The 15,288-nt window shown below is 40.2% G+C and carries 16 protein-coding genes; 2 read left to right on the top strand and 14 right to left on the bottom strand.

Going from position 1 to position 15,288, the window contains the following annotated elements:
- Nucleotides 1-3: 3 nt before the first annotated feature.
- The 3 genes from R4146_RS05135 to R4146_RS05125 form a co-directional block, all read right to left on the bottom strand.
- Nucleotides 4-387, bottom strand: coding sequence for a MerR family transcriptional regulator (locus R4146_RS05135; protein ID WP_339960348.1), 384 nt, complete (start codon nt 385-387; stop codon nt 4-6).
- 92 nt (nt 388-479) lie between these two features.
- Nucleotides 480-1,397, bottom strand: a complete 918-nt coding sequence (gene miaA, locus R4146_RS05130; RefSeq protein WP_339960347.1) for a tRNA (adenosine(37)-N6)-dimethylallyltransferase MiaA — start codon at nt 1,395-1,397, stop codon at nt 480-482.
- A gap of 2 nt (nt 1,398-1,399) precedes the next feature.
- Nucleotides 1,400-2,134 (bottom strand): glycerophosphodiester phosphodiesterase family protein, encoded by a 735-nt coding sequence (locus R4146_RS05125; protein WP_339960346.1) that lies wholly within the window; start codon nt 2,132-2,134, stop codon nt 1,400-1,402.
- A gap of 113 nt (nt 2,135-2,247) precedes the next feature.
- Between R4146_RS05125 and R4146_RS05120 the strand changes: the two genes are divergently transcribed.
- The gene (locus tag R4146_RS05120; RefSeq protein ID WP_339960344.1) at nt 2,248-2,424 is read left to right on the top strand and encodes a DUF3042 family protein; all 177 of its coding nucleotides are present in this window, start codon (nt 2,248-2,250) and stop codon (nt 2,422-2,424) included.
- A gap of 35 nt (nt 2,425-2,459) precedes the next feature.
- Here R4146_RS05120 and R4146_RS05115 read toward each other — a convergent pair whose 3' ends face one another.
- The 7 genes from R4146_RS05115 to R4146_RS05085 form a co-directional block, all read right to left on the bottom strand.
- Nucleotides 2,460-2,846, bottom strand: coding sequence for a rhodanese-like domain-containing protein (locus R4146_RS05115; protein ID WP_339960342.1), 387 nt, complete (start codon nt 2,844-2,846; stop codon nt 2,460-2,462).
- A 26-nt stretch (nt 2,847-2,872) separates the two neighbouring features.
- Nucleotides 2,873-3,850 carry an ROK family glucokinase gene (locus tag R4146_RS05110; protein WP_339960341.1) on the bottom strand — a complete coding sequence of 326 codons (978 nt, stop codon included), beginning with the start codon at nt 3,848-3,850 and terminating at the stop codon, nt 2,873-2,875.
- A 2-nt stretch (nt 3,851-3,852) separates the two neighbouring features.
- Nucleotides 3,853-4,080 carry a YqgQ family protein gene (locus tag R4146_RS05105; protein ID WP_339960340.1) on the bottom strand — a complete coding sequence of 76 codons (228 nt, stop codon included), beginning with the start codon at nt 4,078-4,080 and terminating at the stop codon, nt 3,853-3,855.
- Nucleotides 4,081-4,116: 36 nt separating this feature from the next.
- Entirely contained in the window at nt 4,117-4,794 is a 678-nt protein-coding gene (locus R4146_RS05100; RefSeq protein ID WP_373695339.1) for a rhomboid family intramembrane serine protease, read from the bottom strand.
- 12 nt (nt 4,795-4,806) lie between these two features.
- Nucleotides 4,807-5,331, bottom strand: coding sequence for a 5-formyltetrahydrofolate cyclo-ligase (locus R4146_RS05095; RefSeq protein WP_339960339.1), 525 nt, complete (start codon nt 5,329-5,331; stop codon nt 4,807-4,809).
- Between the two features lie 47 nt (nt 5,332-5,378).
- On the bottom strand, nt 5,379-5,528 hold the full coding sequence (gene rpmG / locus R4146_RS05090; RefSeq protein ID WP_339960338.1) for a 50S ribosomal protein L33: 150 nt from the start codon (nt 5,526-5,528) through the stop codon (nt 5,379-5,381).
- 128 nt (nt 5,529-5,656) lie between these two features.
- Nucleotides 5,657-7,717 carry a peptidoglycan D,D-transpeptidase FtsI family protein gene (locus R4146_RS05085; RefSeq protein WP_339960336.1) on the bottom strand — a complete coding sequence of 687 codons (2,061 nt, stop codon included), beginning with the start codon at nt 7,715-7,717 and terminating at the stop codon, nt 5,657-5,659.
- A 123-nt stretch (nt 7,718-7,840) separates the two neighbouring features.
- On the opposite strand from R4146_RS05085, the gene R4146_RS05080 reads away from it, so the two are divergent.
- Nucleotides 7,841-10,462, top strand: coding sequence for a YfhO family protein (locus R4146_RS05080; RefSeq protein WP_339960335.1), 2,622 nt, complete (start codon nt 7,841-7,843; stop codon nt 10,460-10,462).
- Nucleotides 10,463-10,510: 48 nt separating this feature from the next.
- Here the strand turns inward: R4146_RS05080 and greA are convergent, their stop codons facing one another.
- The 4 genes from greA to pheT are packed head-to-tail and all read right to left on the bottom strand — an operon-like array spanning nt 10,511 to nt 15,288.
- Complete coding sequence (gene greA / locus R4146_RS05075) at nt 10,511-10,987, bottom strand: transcription elongation factor GreA (RefSeq protein WP_339960334.1); 477 nt, start codon at nt 10,985-10,987, stop codon at nt 10,511-10,513.
- A 29-nt stretch (nt 10,988-11,016) separates the two neighbouring features.
- Entirely contained in the window at nt 11,017-11,691 is a 675-nt protein-coding gene (gene udk, locus R4146_RS05070) for a uridine kinase (protein ID WP_339960333.1), read from the bottom strand.
- Between the two features lie 13 nt (nt 11,692-11,704).
- The gene (mltG, locus tag R4146_RS05065; RefSeq protein WP_339960332.1) at nt 11,705-12,835 is read right to left on the bottom strand and encodes an endolytic transglycosylase MltG; all 1,131 of its coding nucleotides are present in this window, start codon (nt 12,833-12,835) and stop codon (nt 11,705-11,707) included.
- 38 nt (nt 12,836-12,873) lie between these two features.
- Complete coding sequence (pheT, locus tag R4146_RS05060; protein WP_339960331.1) at nt 12,874-15,288, bottom strand: phenylalanine--tRNA ligase subunit beta; 2,415 nt, start codon at nt 15,286-15,288, stop codon at nt 12,874-12,876.

Raw genomic sequence — 15,288 nt, 5'->3', positions numbered from 1 at the left:
ATTTTAAAGCCGATTGTTAAAAGGATCATTATTGTTACCAGCCAATCCACCCAGGTTCAAAAACTCTTTGTGCAACAAGCGCCGTGCTTCATCATCTGATATCGATTTTGATAGCGCTGCTTGTTCACGCTTGCGTTTTGCTTCCCGCTTGGCAAATACAGATTGAATATCTGCGATGTTCATGCCTTCACTTAAATAATCTTTAATCTCCAAGATACGGTCGATATCATTCAATGAATACATCCGCCGGTTCCCCTCATTACGTTTGGGTAGTACCAGGCCTTGTTCTTCATAATATCGAATTTGCCTTGCAGTTAAGTTGGTTAATTTCATCACAGTCCCAATCGGTAGGACTGATAACGAACGACGTAGTTCTTTTTCGCCCATAATGTTTCCCTCCAACATCTATAATAATATCATCTTTTTTATCTGAGTCAACACTTTATGTTATAAAATATAACATAAAGTAATTAATTTACCTAATTTAGCCAATCTGATGTTAGCTTTTTAACGTCATTTACGGCTGCGGGGTGCTGAATAACGTCAAACCAAGCCACATTCATTTTATTACGGAACCAGGTCAACTGCCGCTTGGCATAGTGGCGAGAATCCTGTTTGATCTTATCAACGGCACTAGCTATATCACATTGACCATTTAAATATGGATATAGTTCACGATAGCCAATTCCCTTTCCAGCTGGGACATCATCGCCACCTTGATTAAACAGCCACTTAGCTTCGTTCAATAATCCGTGGTCTAACATTAAATCAACCCGGTGGTTAATCCGTTGGTATAATAAAGCCCGATCTGTGTTCAATCCAATTAGCAATGAATCGTATGGCGCAGCCGTTAGCTGTGGTTGTGCTGAAAACAAATTACCAGTCACTTGAATAACCTCAAGGGCACGAATGACCCGTCGTAAATTGCTTACTGGAATTTTAGCCGCCGCATCGGGGTCAACATGGTTCAAACGTTGCCACATTGCTTCTGGGCCAATTGATTGTGCCGTTTGGTGTAATTGTTGGCGCACTTGGCCATCAGATTCACTATCGCCACCGAGGTTTAGGTTCGCTAATAGGGCCTGAAGATAAAAGCCAGTCCCCCCAGCAATGATCGGCAGTTTTCCCCGGTTAGTAATTTCAATAATCAGTTGTTTGGCATCGGCTACAAAATCCGCAGCTGAATACCGTTGGTGCACGTCTAAAATATTGATCAAATGATGGGGGATCCCATCCATTTCAGTTGGTGTGACCTTAGCCGTTCCAACGTCTAAGTGACGATAAACTTGCATCGAATCCCCCGAAATAATTTCACCGTTAAATTGTTTGGCTAGCTGAATGGATAGCTTCGTCTTACCCACTGCGGTGGGGCCGACAATTCCTAATACTTTTTGCATGGTTAACCTTCCTTTTGAATTTGGGTTCGCATCTGCAGTGCGACCACCGGGTCATCGGTAATTAAGCCCATATAGTGCCGTTTTAAACAGAATGCGATTTCTGACTTAGAATTAACCGTCCATGGTCGAAAATTGGTTTGACGGTTGAATAATGGGTGTAATCGTAACACCCTAATTTCTGGATGGTAAACTTGGATTAAGTTTTGCGCGTGGAGCTGTTTTAAAGCATGGTAATGATAGATCATTAAACCAGCCGTCTCCACATCAGGAGCTAATTTAATCATCTGATTAGTAGTGGCTAGGTTAAAACTAGAATAAATTAATTGAAACCCGTACGAATGGGTGTGAAAATAATCAGCTACCCGTTGCTCAATGCCCGGATAGTGAATATGATCCGTCTTAATCTCTAAATTTAAAGCCCCAGTAAAGTGGAATTGATTTAATAATTGAACCAGCTCATCTAACGTTGGGATTCGTTGAACGCCTAACTTTGGAAAGGTTGGATTCGCATTCATTTGCTTTAATTCTGCTAGTGTATAGTCTTTAACTAACCCACGATGGTCAGTAGTTCGACTGACATCTTCATCATGAATAATGACTAAGTGTCCATCCTTAGTTAAGTGTACATCGGTTTCGATGCCATCGACACCATCGGCAATTGCCTTTTGAAACGCAATTAAAGTATTTTCTGGCGCGTTATGCTTATCGCCACGGTGAGCAAAGATTTTAGTAATCATTTTCAACAGCATCCTTCACATAATTATTTAATATTTTACACTCATGTTACTGGATAATTTAACGCAAATAAAGCATAATGTAATAGAAAGCTTATCTAAAAGGAGGCAATGTTATGCGTAATTTTAGTAAGGGATTTCTTGCAGGAGTATTCGCCACTTTAGGCTGTGCTGCTGGAGCACTTTTCTCCTTCAAAAAGGCAGTTGTTGATCCCATTGAAGATCAAGAAGCTAAGTATGAAGAAAACAGAAAACGCTCTTTAAGAAAGAGCCGTTCCGCTCACCAAGGTTAATACTAATCATAAATAAAAAGAGATGCTTATGTTAGTTAAGCATCTCTTTTTTTGGTTTTACCATTCCAATTACGATAACCACTCTTTAACACGAAAATTTTCCGGTAACCCTTTTTATGTAAGAACATTGCTGCTCTTGCACTAACGGTTTGGCCTTGGTCATATAAAATAACTGGCAAATCCGGTCTAATTTCGCCGTAAAATTGGCGGAAGGTAGAATATGGAATGCTCCGCGCGCCCAAAATATGGCCTGCGTTAAAGTCACGGCGTTCACGAACATCGATAATTTGTGCACGTCGTTTCACTTCATTGAACTGGTCAGCATCAATTACATTAGCGACTTGTTTAAGTCGATAACGATTAAATAAGAACCAGGCACCCCATACGATTAAAATTAAAATTAGGGTAATAAGAAACGTCAAGGTCTAATCAATCCTCTCAGTAAAAATTATTTATTGCTTTCAAATGCCTTGTATGCTAATTGAGCAGCACCCATCACTCCAGCATCGTTTCCTAATTGAGCTAACCGGATCCGAGTAGAGTCACGAACAGGCTTAAATGCGTTTTCTTGGAAGTATCTAGTGGTTGGTTGTAATAATGTGTTTCCGGCATTAGAAACCCCACCACCAATAACGATACTACCTGGGTTGAAGATATTACCAATGTTACCTAATGCTAATCCTAAGTAAGAACATACACGATCTACAACTTGGTTAGCTAAAATATCACCATTATCAGCTAAGTAGAAAATAATCTTAGAAGTGATTTCTTCTCTAGCATCTTCTAATTCTTTCAAACGAGAAGTTCCAGTAAAGTCAGCAGCTAAGTCCTTAGCAACATGCACAATTCCAGTAGCTGAAGCGTATTGTTCTAGACAACCACGCTTACCACAAGTACATAGGTACCCATCAGGCACAACTGTGATGTGACCGATTTCACCGGCAGCACCATTGATTCCGTGAACTAAGTCACCATCAACGATTACTCCACCACCGACACCAGTACCAAGGGTAACGAATACAACGTCTGATTCCTTACTACCGGCACCACGCCATGATTCACCTAATGAAGCGGCATTGGCATCGTTATCAGCAACGAATGGTAGGCCAACACCCTTTTCAATTTCTGCTTTAATTGGTTGAGGAGTCGTCCAGTTTAAGTTGTATGCACCAGTAACCGTTCCTTTTTCACGGTTAACCGTTCCTGGAGTACCCATCCCAATTCCAATAAAATCACTTTTAACGTGATTAGCGTTGTCCATGGTTTCATTGATTGACTTAATGATGTTTGGCACAATGTGACTACCGTTATCACTAATGTCAGTATCAATCTTCCATTTTTCTAATACTTGACCATCGGTAGTCAAAAAAGCCATCTTTGTGGTAGTTCCACCTAAGTCAATTCCAATTAATTTATTTGCTGCCATTACTAAATTCCTCCTAAATCGTGTTTCTTCGCTTCTTTTTGTTCTTCAATCCGGTGTTCGTGATTAAGAACCAACTTAGCGTTAATAAATTCTTTATCGGAAACCACGTGGGCATCATGTAAGTGATCTAGCTCTAAAGCCATCACTTCAATATCCCAAAGGCGTTTTCCAACGTAAACATAAATTCCAAATTGTTTTAGTAATTGTTGAACATCATACAACGTTTTCATTGTCCCACATCCTTACACAAAATGCACTAAATAATTTTAGTACTTTCCAACATATCCAAGGTGGAATAAGGCGAGAGCGATGATAACTAGTGTAATTGTCGCAATTATCTGTCTGGGTAACGAAATAAAGCGCTTTCTTGGTAGCCCAACAAAATAGGCGGATAAAAACCCACCTACTAAGCCACCAAGGTGTCCTGCAATATCAATATTAGCAGAAAACAGATCAAAAGCTAAGTTTAAAATGATGAAAAGAACAAATGACTTGGTCATCTGCTTAACGTATGGGTTTTCCCAGAAGGTTTCCCCAATCATCATAAATGCCCCAAAGAGGCCAAAGATTGCAGTACTTGCACCAGCAGACAGATCATCATTAAACGCAAAACTAGCTAAATTACCAACAATTCCTGAGATAAAGAAAATCAATAAAAACCGCGAATGCCCAAATAATGACTCTAGTTGAATTCCCATGTAGTAAAACGCAATTCCATTAAACAGAATGTGGGTAATACTTAGATGGATAAATAATGGCGTAATCAATCTCCACCACTGCCCGGCTTGAATCAAGGGGTTGTATTTAGCCCCGAATCGGACTAAATTAGCAGCGTTGTTGGTCCCACCATCAATGGTCATTATCACAAATACTAATACCATTAATGATAATAAAGTATAGGTAACAAACGGTCGTGAATTGATTTGAGCCACTTTATTTTTCAAAAATCCACCTCATTAGCTAATGATTGTTTGTACCTTGATATCATACTTATCCACGTCCCAATTGGGTGTAGCACATAATTGAGCGGGTAAAGCTAAACTAATCGTATGGCCCTGATAATCGGCTAAATAACGGTCATAAAACCCACCGCCAAAGCCCAGCCGATCATTTGTCTGGGTTGCAAAGCATAACCCCGGCACAATGATTAAATCAATGGCTGTTTTAGGAACCACGGTGCCATTTTGAGGCTCCATGATTCCAAATTTAGTTTGAGCTAGCTGGGTGTCGTTGTCATAAACCACAAATTCCATTTGAAATCCGGGTAATGTCCGTGGCACTACCACTTGCTTATGAGCGGCGTGGGCTGCTGATATTAACGGAGCCGTATCTAACTCAATGGCTGAGCTCAAAGTAATGGCTACCGTATCAGCCGCTTGCCAATCTGGATGCGCAAATAGTTGTTGATATAAGTGTTGATCTAAATGTTTCGATAATTTTAATTCGTTAATAATTTGATTACGAAGTATCTTTTTATTCATTTTTATTATCCTACATAATAAAAAAGGTTTGGGTTAAACCCCAAGCCTTATTTTGTTTCACGGTGTAAAGTAACTTTACGGTCACGTGGACAATACTTCTTTAATTCTAGACGATCGGGGTTGTTCCGACGGTTTTTACTAGATAAGTAGTTACGTTCGTGACAATTAGTACATTCTAAGGTAATGTGTACGCGCATTATTATCCCCCCAAACTTTAATTAGTTTTTTAATTGAGTTTAACAACTATTGACTAAATCATTTTATCATTTTTTTAGCAACTATGCTAGTAATTTCAAAAAGAATGTTAAGGAAAATTACTTAACAGCTAATTATCATCACTAACTGTCGTTGCTGATTGGACATATTTCCAATATGCATCATAAATTGATTTAGCTAAATTAGTATTATTTGATTCTGCATCAGTTGGTAAATTAGGAATGGCTAAAGCAACCACAACTTGTGGATCCTTGGATGGTGCATATGAAGCTAAACTTAAGGTAACCGTTTCAGTTCCATGCTTACCACCATAGAAAGTTTGAGCAGTCCCAGTCTTAGCAGAAATTTCAGGTTTAATCGTATTTAAATTGATTCCAGTCCGATAAGTGTTCGTTCCGTGAACCACGTCATACAATCCATCGGTAACCACTTTCTTTTGGGCCTGAGTCATGTTGATTTCATTTAAAACCTTAGGTTGGAACTCATACTTAACCCGACCTAGTTTTCCAGTAGACGTAGTACCACGAATGGCTTGAACAATGTGTGGTTGAAGACGGTAACCACCATTTGCAATCGTAGACATGTATTGAGCAACTTGTAATGTCGTGTAGGCATCGTAGTTCCCAAATGATAAGTCTAATGCATGCCCAATGTTAGCAGAACCACCCAGTCCTTGAATCCCGGCTGATTCACCCGGGATATCGATTCCGGTCTTAACCCCTAATCCAAACTGACTAAAGTAACCACGCATAATATTAAAGACGTTTGGATTCATTGTTAATGGTCCACCTTCAACATACTTGAAGTGGGCTTCTTTCATGGCTAATTGCATCATATAAGAGTTAGAAGAAACTTCTAGGGCGGTAGAGGCATCAATGTTCATATTCGCTTCACCGTTTTTATTGAACCAAGATGTCTTCTTAGTTCCTCCGGTAATAATTGGCTTTTCAGTCAAGACGTTGTTAGTAGGCGTAATCACACCATCCATCAATGCTCCGGAAACAGTCGCTCCCTTAACCACAGACCCCATAACGATTGAGTTATTGATTGCACCTAATTCGTTATCAGTTAATTTACCAGTCTTAGGATTCCGGTTCACCCCGGCAATCCCGACAATGGCTCCAGTATGTGGATTCATAACTACGGCATATGCACCGGTCGAATCACCAACACTGCCGCTCACAGAATCCCGAACTAAGCTTTGCAGTTTGTTTTGGAACTTATCGTTAATGGTCAATTGTAGGTTATCACCCTTTTGACCACCGTATTTCTTGATTTCCTTAGTAACGCTAGTGCCCCGCGTTACTTCAACTTGCGTTTGCGCCTTAGTTCCCTTAAGGGTTGGTTCATATTGTTCTTCTAGGTAACTTTGCCCCACACTATCATTTCTAGAATAGCCTTCGGAAAGTAATTGATTCAAACGGTCACTAGGTAACCCGATCTTTTCGGATGATACCGTCCCAATAATACTTTGGATGGCATTCCCTTGTGGGTATTCACGGGACCAACTAGTCCCAATCTCAATGCCAGGCATTTCAGATAGGTGTTCACCCACTTCGGCAACTTCTTTATTGCTGACGTTACTAGTCTTGATGTAGGTCGTTGAAAGTTGATAGGCACCATTCATCTTAGTATAAATGGTAGCTGCATTCTTCATGCTACTTGGTAAATCGATGTGATCGACAACATAGTCCAATTCTTTTTGATCTAGGTTATCACTCGTATAATTACCATTTAACTTATTTTTGACCTGTTCGGCATTAGTTGGACTGGCAATATAATACGTTGCCATTTGACGCTTGGTCAATGAATCAGTTGGTACTTTAATATATTGACTAAGCTTTGTTGCAATATCATACATTTTCGCTGGTAATACGTTAATCCCCTTGGTGTATGTAACCGCTCGGTGGGTATTATTGCCGACCAATAGCTTCCCAGTGGAATCATAAATCATCCCCCGTTGAACGTTATCAGTCTTAATCGTCGTATCAGAACGATTAACTTCGGCCTTATATTGGTTACCTTCAATCACTTGCAAATACGCTAACTTACCAATTAGCGCTGCAAATAAAATCCCGACGATCACGAACACGAAGTTGAGTCGAAACGAGATTTTAGATTCCCCATTATCTTTATGGGACTTAAAGAGGCCACTTAAAAAATTCTTCAAAACTAGCAAATCTCCTTATGCAATTCTTAATTAACTATATAATGATATTTTATTTACTTCGTAAAGAATGTACAATGAAAATATCTATTTTTTAATTTATTTTATATTTGAGGTGCAGAATTAATGATTCGTTTTTTAAAAAGCAGATGGTATTTAATCCTTAGCTTCTTAATTCCATTTGTTATTATGACATGTTACTTTTGGTACCGCAACATGGCACCATTTGGTGACCAAAGTATCCTAACGGTCGACATGGGCCAACAATATGTTGACTTTTTTGCCTACTTTAAGCACGCGGTCACTAGCAACCCCAGTAGCTTTTTTTATTCATTTTCAAAAGCATTGGGTGGTGAAATGGTGGGACTATGGGCTTATTACTTAATGAGCCCGGTTAACTTAGTCCTTTTATTATTTCCACTTAAGCAGCTAGCTTCAGGCATCCTATTGGTCACCGTTTTAAAATATGGATTAGCTGGACTTAGCTTTGCCTATTTATTATACCGTAAATCGAACACGCAGGTCCATTTAATTCCTGCGTGGGCCACAATGTATGCACTCAACGGCTGGATCATCGCTAATCAATTAAATTTAATTTGGTTAGATGGGATGATCTGGTTACCGTTAATCGTGCTAGGAATTGAGCGCATTGTTGATACCCATCGCATCCGCACATATTTAATTAGTTTAACTGCCATGTTGATCATTAATTACTACATGGCATACATGATTTGTATTTTTGCCGTACTGTACTTTGCCTACTACGCAGTGGTCAATTGGCAGGGCTTAAAAGCCACTAGCCAAAATATCGGTCGATTTGCTGGAACATCCCTACTAGCTGGTGGATTAAGTGCTTTTTTCCTATTACCTACTTATTCAGCGCTACTGACCAGTAAAGCCGAATACACCGTTACTAACGTCAAATGGCAGTTTGAATATAATCCGATCAACTTGATCGGTAAGTTCTTTAACGGGGCGTTTAACTTTGATCAAATGCCGAACGGAACGCCCAATGTGTTCATCGGTAGTGTGGCAATCATTACATTCGTCGCATTCTTTTTCCTGCGGACGATCAAACCCAGCCAAAAGATTGCCGCCGGGCTAGTAACGGCCTTCTTGCTCCTATCGATGTGCTTAAAGCCGCTGGATTTATTCTGGCATGCGATGCAATTTCCAATCTGGTATCCATACCGATTCTCATTTATCTTCTGTTTTTGGGTTATTCTTCTCGGTAACCGCGCTTTTAATCAAATTCATGAATTAAAGCAGTGGGCCAAAATGATCATCATTGCCATCATTGCCGCTGGAATCATTTACATTACGTTAAACCTAAAGCAATTCAATAACTTTTTGACGACTGAAAACATCGTAATTGGAACGGTATTAATGATTGCCGCAATCGTGTTAGTATTCTTTGGACAACCATCCAAGGCCTTTTCCGCCGCCATGATTGTTTTAGTAATTGGTGAAATGGGCTATAACGTCTTTAGTTCGCTAAACAACATTTCCTACGTTACTAATCCTAACTACGTCAATTACACTACCAATCTTAAACGACCGGTGGATCAAATTAAAGCTAGTGATGACTCATTCTATCGGATTGGTAAAACGTTCTATCGAACCAAGGACGATCCATTCGAAGCCAATTATAACGGCGGCGATCATTTCTCATCGACGTTTGAAAAAACCATGCCGCAATTTATGGAAAACATTGGTCAACCAGATGGTGATGGATTCACCGAATATTCCAATGGAACGTTGTTAAGTGATTCATTCCTATCAATGAAGTATTTCTTAAACGCTAGTAATCCGGACAGCAATCAATACTTGCAGGCACTAACCACTAAACCGGACTTAAATCAATACAATCTAATGCGAACTCAACACAACGTTCAAACGTATCGCAATCAATATGCCCTACCGATTGCATTCGCAAGTAGCAATCAAATCTTTAACCAAAATAGAGCTGTTGATCCAACTACTTACCAATCAACGATCTTCAACAATTTAATTGGGCGGACATATCAACATCGCATGTTCACACCAATCAACTTTGACAGTTCGACGTTCGTCAATGTTCCTAGACAATCGAATCTGACCGGGGCCTTCTTACAAAAGAAGAACCTGTTAAAACCCGCCCACATGATGCTAACGTTTACCCCTCAAACAAATGATTCTTACTACCTAACCCTGGGCAATGCAATCAATTTGGGCAGTTCTCAAAATAGCCAAAACGTTAAAATCTATCGTAATGGGGTGCCGTTGAATCAATACCCTACCTATCGAAATACGGTCATTGTGAACGTGGCTTCTAAGGACAAGGGTAAACCAATTACGATCAATGTAGAACTAACGAAGTCTAGCGTGTTATTGCAAAACTTCACGCTTTATCAATTCCATAATCAGGACTTCGAGACCCAGGTCAAGAAGTTACAACAAAATCCACTTAAGATTACGCACTTTAACAGCCGGGAGTTTATTGGAACGATCAACATTCATCAAAAACACCAAGCTCTGGCTACTACCATCCCGTACGCCAAGGGTTGGCACTTATTAGTGAACGGCAAGCCCCATCCAATTAAAGAGTGGTCTAAGATGTTCGTAGGGGCAGACTTAAAACCCGGCCACTATTCGATTAAATTATACTACTGGCCACCATTATTGACCCCTGGCATCATTATTAGTCTTAGTTCCATCATAATTACCATCGTTGGGTGGCAATGGCTTAAAAAGCGTAAATCAAGATAATAAAAAAACGACCAAAAATTGGTCGTTTTTTTATTATCCATATTAAGTTTATTCAACCTTAGTAATCTTTACGATCATGTCACCAGCTGGAATCTTAATGGTAACGATGTCATTTAACTTGTTTCCTAACAAGCCCTTAGCAATTGGGGAATCATTGGAAATTTTACCAGCCATTGGATCGGCTTCTGCGGCCCCAACGATTTGGTAAGTTTCTGGTTCACCATCTGGTTGTTCTTCAAACGTTACCTTTTTACCAACGTTAACTAGGTCTGAATCAGTTTCAGCATTGTCCACCACTTCAGCGTATTGAAGCATGTGTTCAATGGTGGAAATCCGGCCTTCTAGCATACTTTGTTCGTTCTTAGCGGATTCATATTCTGAGTTTTCAGATAAATCACCATAACTTCTGGCAATCTTAATTCGTTCAATAATCTTAGGACGTTCGTTTAACCGTAAGTTTTCTAATTCTTTTTGAAGGTTTTCTTTCCCTTCGGCGGTCATTGGAAATTTTTCATCTTTTGGCATTATAATTCTTCCTTTCACTTAAAGTATTTTTAAATTGACGTATCAATGTTGTTTTCAACCCGGTGATTCCCGTGTTGGATTAAAATTGATTTAATCTTAGTGGTCAATAGATCAATCGCCACTTCGTTCTTCCCACCTTCAGGAATGATAATATCAGCATTCCGTTTGGTAGGTTCGATAAATTCATGATACATTGGGCGCACTGTATCTAGATATTGTTGGATTACTTCATCAACCGTGCGGCCCCGTTCTTGAGTATCACGACGAATGCGTCTAATCAATCGGATATCATCATCCGTATCAACGAAGACCTTAATATCCATCAAGTCCCGCAGGCGCTTATCATCTAAGACTAAAATCCCTTCCAAGATGATAACATCCATTGGTTCTTGATGTACAGTCTCACTGCTTCGAGTAAGCTTCGTGTAGTCATAAACTGGCTTTTCAATTGCCTTATAGTCGAGTAATTGGTTTAATTGTTTAATTAATAGATCGGTATCAAACGCAAGGGGATGGTCATAGTTAGTTAATTCCCGTTCTGCCATGGTCTTGTGTGATTGGTCCTTATAGTAAGCATCTTGTTGTAAGATCATTAATGAATTACCAAGGAGATGGTTAAAAATCGAGCGACTAACCGTCGTCTTCCCACTTCCAGAACCACCGGTAACACCAATTACAACTGGCCGTTTTCTTTTTTCTGTCATAATGATAATCTCCTTAATCGTTTTGCTTGGTCGTATCAGTACCAATACTCTTTAATGAGCTAATCTTATTTTGCGAATAAAAGACCCGCTTATTAGCCATATCATTTAAATAGTATAAATAGCCTTTAGATCGATCCTTTGGATACAATGCGACTTGAATAAACTCTAAACTAGGGTTGTTAACTGGGCCCGGCCCAAATCCAAGGTTCAGCGTTAAATTATAAGGTGATTTTACTGCATAGTCCTTACTAGTTAACTTACTAGAATGGTTATTGGATGCATATGCAATCGCCACCGTAGAATTCAAAGGCAGACCACTATTAAACTTATTATATAAAACTCCAGCAATAATTGCACCGTTTTTAGCATTCACATTTTCACCTTCAACTAATGAAGCCACAGTTAAAAGTTGTTGAACGGTTAAATTACGCTTCTTGATTTCATTATAATATGGTTTTAGCTCTGTGTCAGTCTTAGCAACCATTTGGGCCACTAATTGCTTTAAATTACTAGTCCCATTAGCACTATAAGTTGCCGGATACAAATACCCTTCTAACAGATACCGGGCAGAACTATCCTTTGCCACACCCCCGAGTAATTTCGGGTAGCGCTTAGCAAGTTGCTTAACAAATTGTTTATCGTTGACTAATTGATAAAATTCATTGCGCGTGTAGTTAGTCCGTTGGGCAACCATATCAGCGATGGCATCAATGTCATCACCTTCTCTGACCACGACTTTACCCCGAAGGGCCCGAAGTGACTCTGGTGAACCACCTTTTTTCAATAGCTTAGCAATTTCATCTAAACTCATTGATGGCGCAAATTCATAGTACCCGGAACGAAAATTAGTGATGTTATGGGCTTTGACATAATAATCAAAGACGATTCCACTTTTAACGATTCCACTGTCTTGTAAAATCGAGCCAATTCGTTTATCGGAAGCTCCCATTGGAATGTTAATTTCCTTGGTTTGTTGATCCGATGGATTCAATGGCTTGAGCGAGGTTTTAATGTAATTATGGCCCAGAAAAATGATGAAGCAAAATAAAATAATCAAAATTGAGACGATCCAGAGGATTATCTTTCTACCAAATTTAGTAGGCACCTGTGAAGTTGGTTTTGAATCAGAAGAATGTTCACTCAATGCTACTGCCTCCATTCACTTTTAATTGAACCCCGTAATTAACGAATTGTAACATCAAATTCATTTACTAAGGCTTTGGTAACCTTTTCGAAGGCCTTATTTACATCATCGTCAACCATGGTGTCATTTGGATTTTGATAAGTGAGGGAGTAAGCAATTGACTTCTTACCTTCAGGGATGCCCTTACCTTCGAACAAATCAAATAGATGCACATTCGTTAAGAAGGCCCCACCCCGTTTTTTAATTACGGCTACAATTTGTTCGTTGGTAACTGATTTATCAACTAACATCGCAATGTCACGACTAACTGATGGGTACTTAGAAATTACGTGATATTGTTGTTCTTGTTTTGGCATGTCGATTAATTGTTGAAGGTCGAATTCAAATACATAGGTTGGTTTAATCTTGTATTCCTTAGCCACGTTCGGGTGAACTTGACCAATAAAACCAACTTGATGTCCGTGAATCAATACGTTGGCTGTCCGACCAGGATGCATATCTGGGTATTGATCAGTAGCTTGGTATTCAACGTCCCCAGCTACGCTTAATTCGGCTAAGAACAAGTCCACGATGCCCTTTAATTGATAGAAATCAACTGCACTGGGCCGGTGATTCCAACTAGCGTTAGTCAACGTCCCGGTAATTGCACCGGCAACGTGTTCCACTTCAACTGGACGGTCTTGGTCAGCAGAATCCTTGTAAAAGACCCGTCCTTGTTCATAAAGTGCCACGTCGTTCACGCTTCTTGCTTGGTTATAAGCAATGTCATTCAATAAGCCACTAATTAAGTTCATCCGAAGGGTCGTATGATCACTACTCATTGGGAAACTCAAACTAGTTGATGCACTTTCTCGCATCATAAATGAAGCAGCCTTATCAGCTGATGTCAATGCATATGAAATTGCATGGGTCAATCCAGCTGCTTCTAAGGTATGCCGAGTTTTTCTGATCAAATGTTGCTTTTCAGTTAAACTCCCCACCGTCGTCCGACTAACTGGGAGGGTGCTTGGTAAGTTATCATAGCCATAAATTCGTGCTACTTCTTCAAATAAGTCCGCCTGAATTTGGATGTCTAAGCGCCGAACTGGAACGGTTACCACTAGTTCAGTTCCTTGTTCGGCAACGCTAAAGCCAAGCCGTTCAAAGATATTTGTGATCTCAGCGGTGGATAAAGCAGTCCCTAATACTTGATTGATTCGAGCAGTGGTGGTCATTACCTTAACTGGTGCTAAGTGGTCATCACTGGCCGTTACAATACCCTTAGCAACCTCAGCATCCCCATCATGGCTAATCATTTCAGCAGCTGCATCCATTGCTTCCCGAACGGTTGCGTGGTCAACGCCCCGTTCAAACCGTTGTGAGGCGTCAGTATGAATCAAGTGCCGTTGAGCCGTTTTTCTAACCTTCACGGAATCAAACGTTGCGCTTTCTAATACGACATTTTTCGTATCAGCAGTAACTTGGCTATCAAAGCCACCCATGACCCCTGCTAGTGCCACTGGTCGTTCAGCGTCAGCAACAATAATGTCATCGGTAGTTAATTCATTGTCATTTTCATTTAGCGTCTTAAGTTGTTCGCCGGCTTTAGCATAGCGAACGTTTAGTTGATGGCCATTTAACTTATCCATGTCATAAGCATGCATTGGTTGACCATACTTAAGCATCATGTAGTTAGTGGCATCCACCACGTTGTTAATGGGCTTAATTCCGGCATTCCAAAGCCGAATTTGAATCCAAAGGGGACTTGGTTGTACCTTTACATTACTAAGCACCCGGACATTATAGTTAGGTGCAATGGCATCATCAACGCTAGCTTGAATTAAATCACTCGTTTGCGCATCCCCATTTTCCTTTAAATCGGGATGATCTAAGTTCAATGGTAAGTCATAGATAGCAGCTAATTCATGAGCAGTCCCATAAATACTAAGCATATCACCCCGGTTTGGCGTGACATCTAGATCGATTAATTCATCGTCCATCCCAAGATAAGGATAAACGTCAGCCCCTAACTTAGCGTCGTCAGGCAGGAAGTAAATTCCATCTGCCCATTCAGCTGGGACCACGCTCTTATCGAAGCCGATTTCATCTAAGGCACATAGCATTCCATTAGATTGGACCCCGCGCATCTTACTACGCTTGATCTTCATGTTGCCAGCAACCCGCGCTCCGTGGACTGCGGTAATTACCTTTTTGCCGGGTTGAACATTGGGCGCCCCACACACAATTTGGATGGGTTCATCTTCACCAATGTCTACTTGACAGACATTCAAATGGTCTGAATCTGGATGGGGTTCCATTGAAACAACTTCTCCCACCACTAATTTTTTAAGTCCAGCACTTGGTTTAACCACCCCATCAACTTCGACAGCGGTTCTTTCGATTTTTTCGGCTAATTCATCAACTGGAACGGTTAGGTCCAAGTATTCCTTTAGCCATTTATAAGAAACAAGCAT

The sequence above is a fragment of the Nicoliella lavandulae genome, assembly GCF_037546185.1.
Classification (GTDB): Bacteria; Bacillota; Bacilli; order Lactobacillales; family Lactobacillaceae; genus Nicoliella; species Nicoliella lavandulae.
Note: the sequence above shows the minus strand (reverse complement) of the source record. Positions and strands in the feature narration are given on the sequence as shown.

What these genes read in the sequence shown, in the direction of transcription:
- R4146_RS05135 (WP_339960348.1), bottom strand. Translation starts at nt 387, where the DNA reads ATGGGCGAAAAAGAACTACGTCGTTCGTTATCAGTCCTACCGATTGGG.
- miaA (WP_339960347.1), bottom strand. Translation starts at nt 1,397, where the DNA reads ATGCAAAAAGTATTAGGAATTGTCGGCCCCACCGCAGTGGGTAAGACG.
- R4146_RS05125 (WP_339960346.1), bottom strand. Translation starts at nt 2,134, where the DNA reads ATGATTACTAAAATCTTTGCTCACCGTGGCGATAAGCATAACGCGCCA.
- R4146_RS05120 (WP_339960344.1), top strand. Translation starts at nt 2,248, where the DNA reads ATGCGTAATTTTAGTAAGGGATTTCTTGCAGGAGTATTCGCCACTTTA.
- R4146_RS05110 (WP_339960341.1), bottom strand. Translation starts at nt 3,850, where the DNA reads ATGGCAGCAAATAAATTAATTGGAATTGACTTAGGTGGAACTACCACA.
- R4146_RS05105 (WP_339960340.1), bottom strand. Translation starts at nt 4,080, where the DNA reads ATGAAAACGTTGTATGATGTTCAACAATTACTAAAACAATTTGGAATT.
- R4146_RS05095 (WP_339960339.1), bottom strand. Translation starts at nt 5,331, where the DNA reads ATGAATAAAAAGATACTTCGTAATCAAATTATTAACGAATTAAAATTA.
- rpmG (WP_339960338.1), bottom strand. Translation starts at nt 5,528, where the DNA reads ATGCGCGTACACATTACCTTAGAATGTACTAATTGTCACGAACGTAAC.
- R4146_RS05080 (WP_339960335.1), top strand. Translation starts at nt 7,841, where the DNA reads ATGATTCGTTTTTTAAAAAGCAGATGGTATTTAATCCTTAGCTTCTTA.
- greA (WP_339960334.1), bottom strand. Translation starts at nt 10,987, where the DNA reads ATGCCAAAAGATGAAAAATTTCCAATGACCGCCGAAGGGAAAGAAAAC.
- udk (WP_339960333.1), bottom strand. Translation starts at nt 11,691, where the DNA reads ATGACAGAAAAAAGAAAACGGCCAGTTGTAATTGGTGTTACCGGTGGT.
- pheT (WP_339960331.1), bottom strand. Translation starts at nt 15,288, where the DNA reads ATGCTTGTTTCTTATAAATGGCTAAAGGAATACTTGGACCTAACCGTT.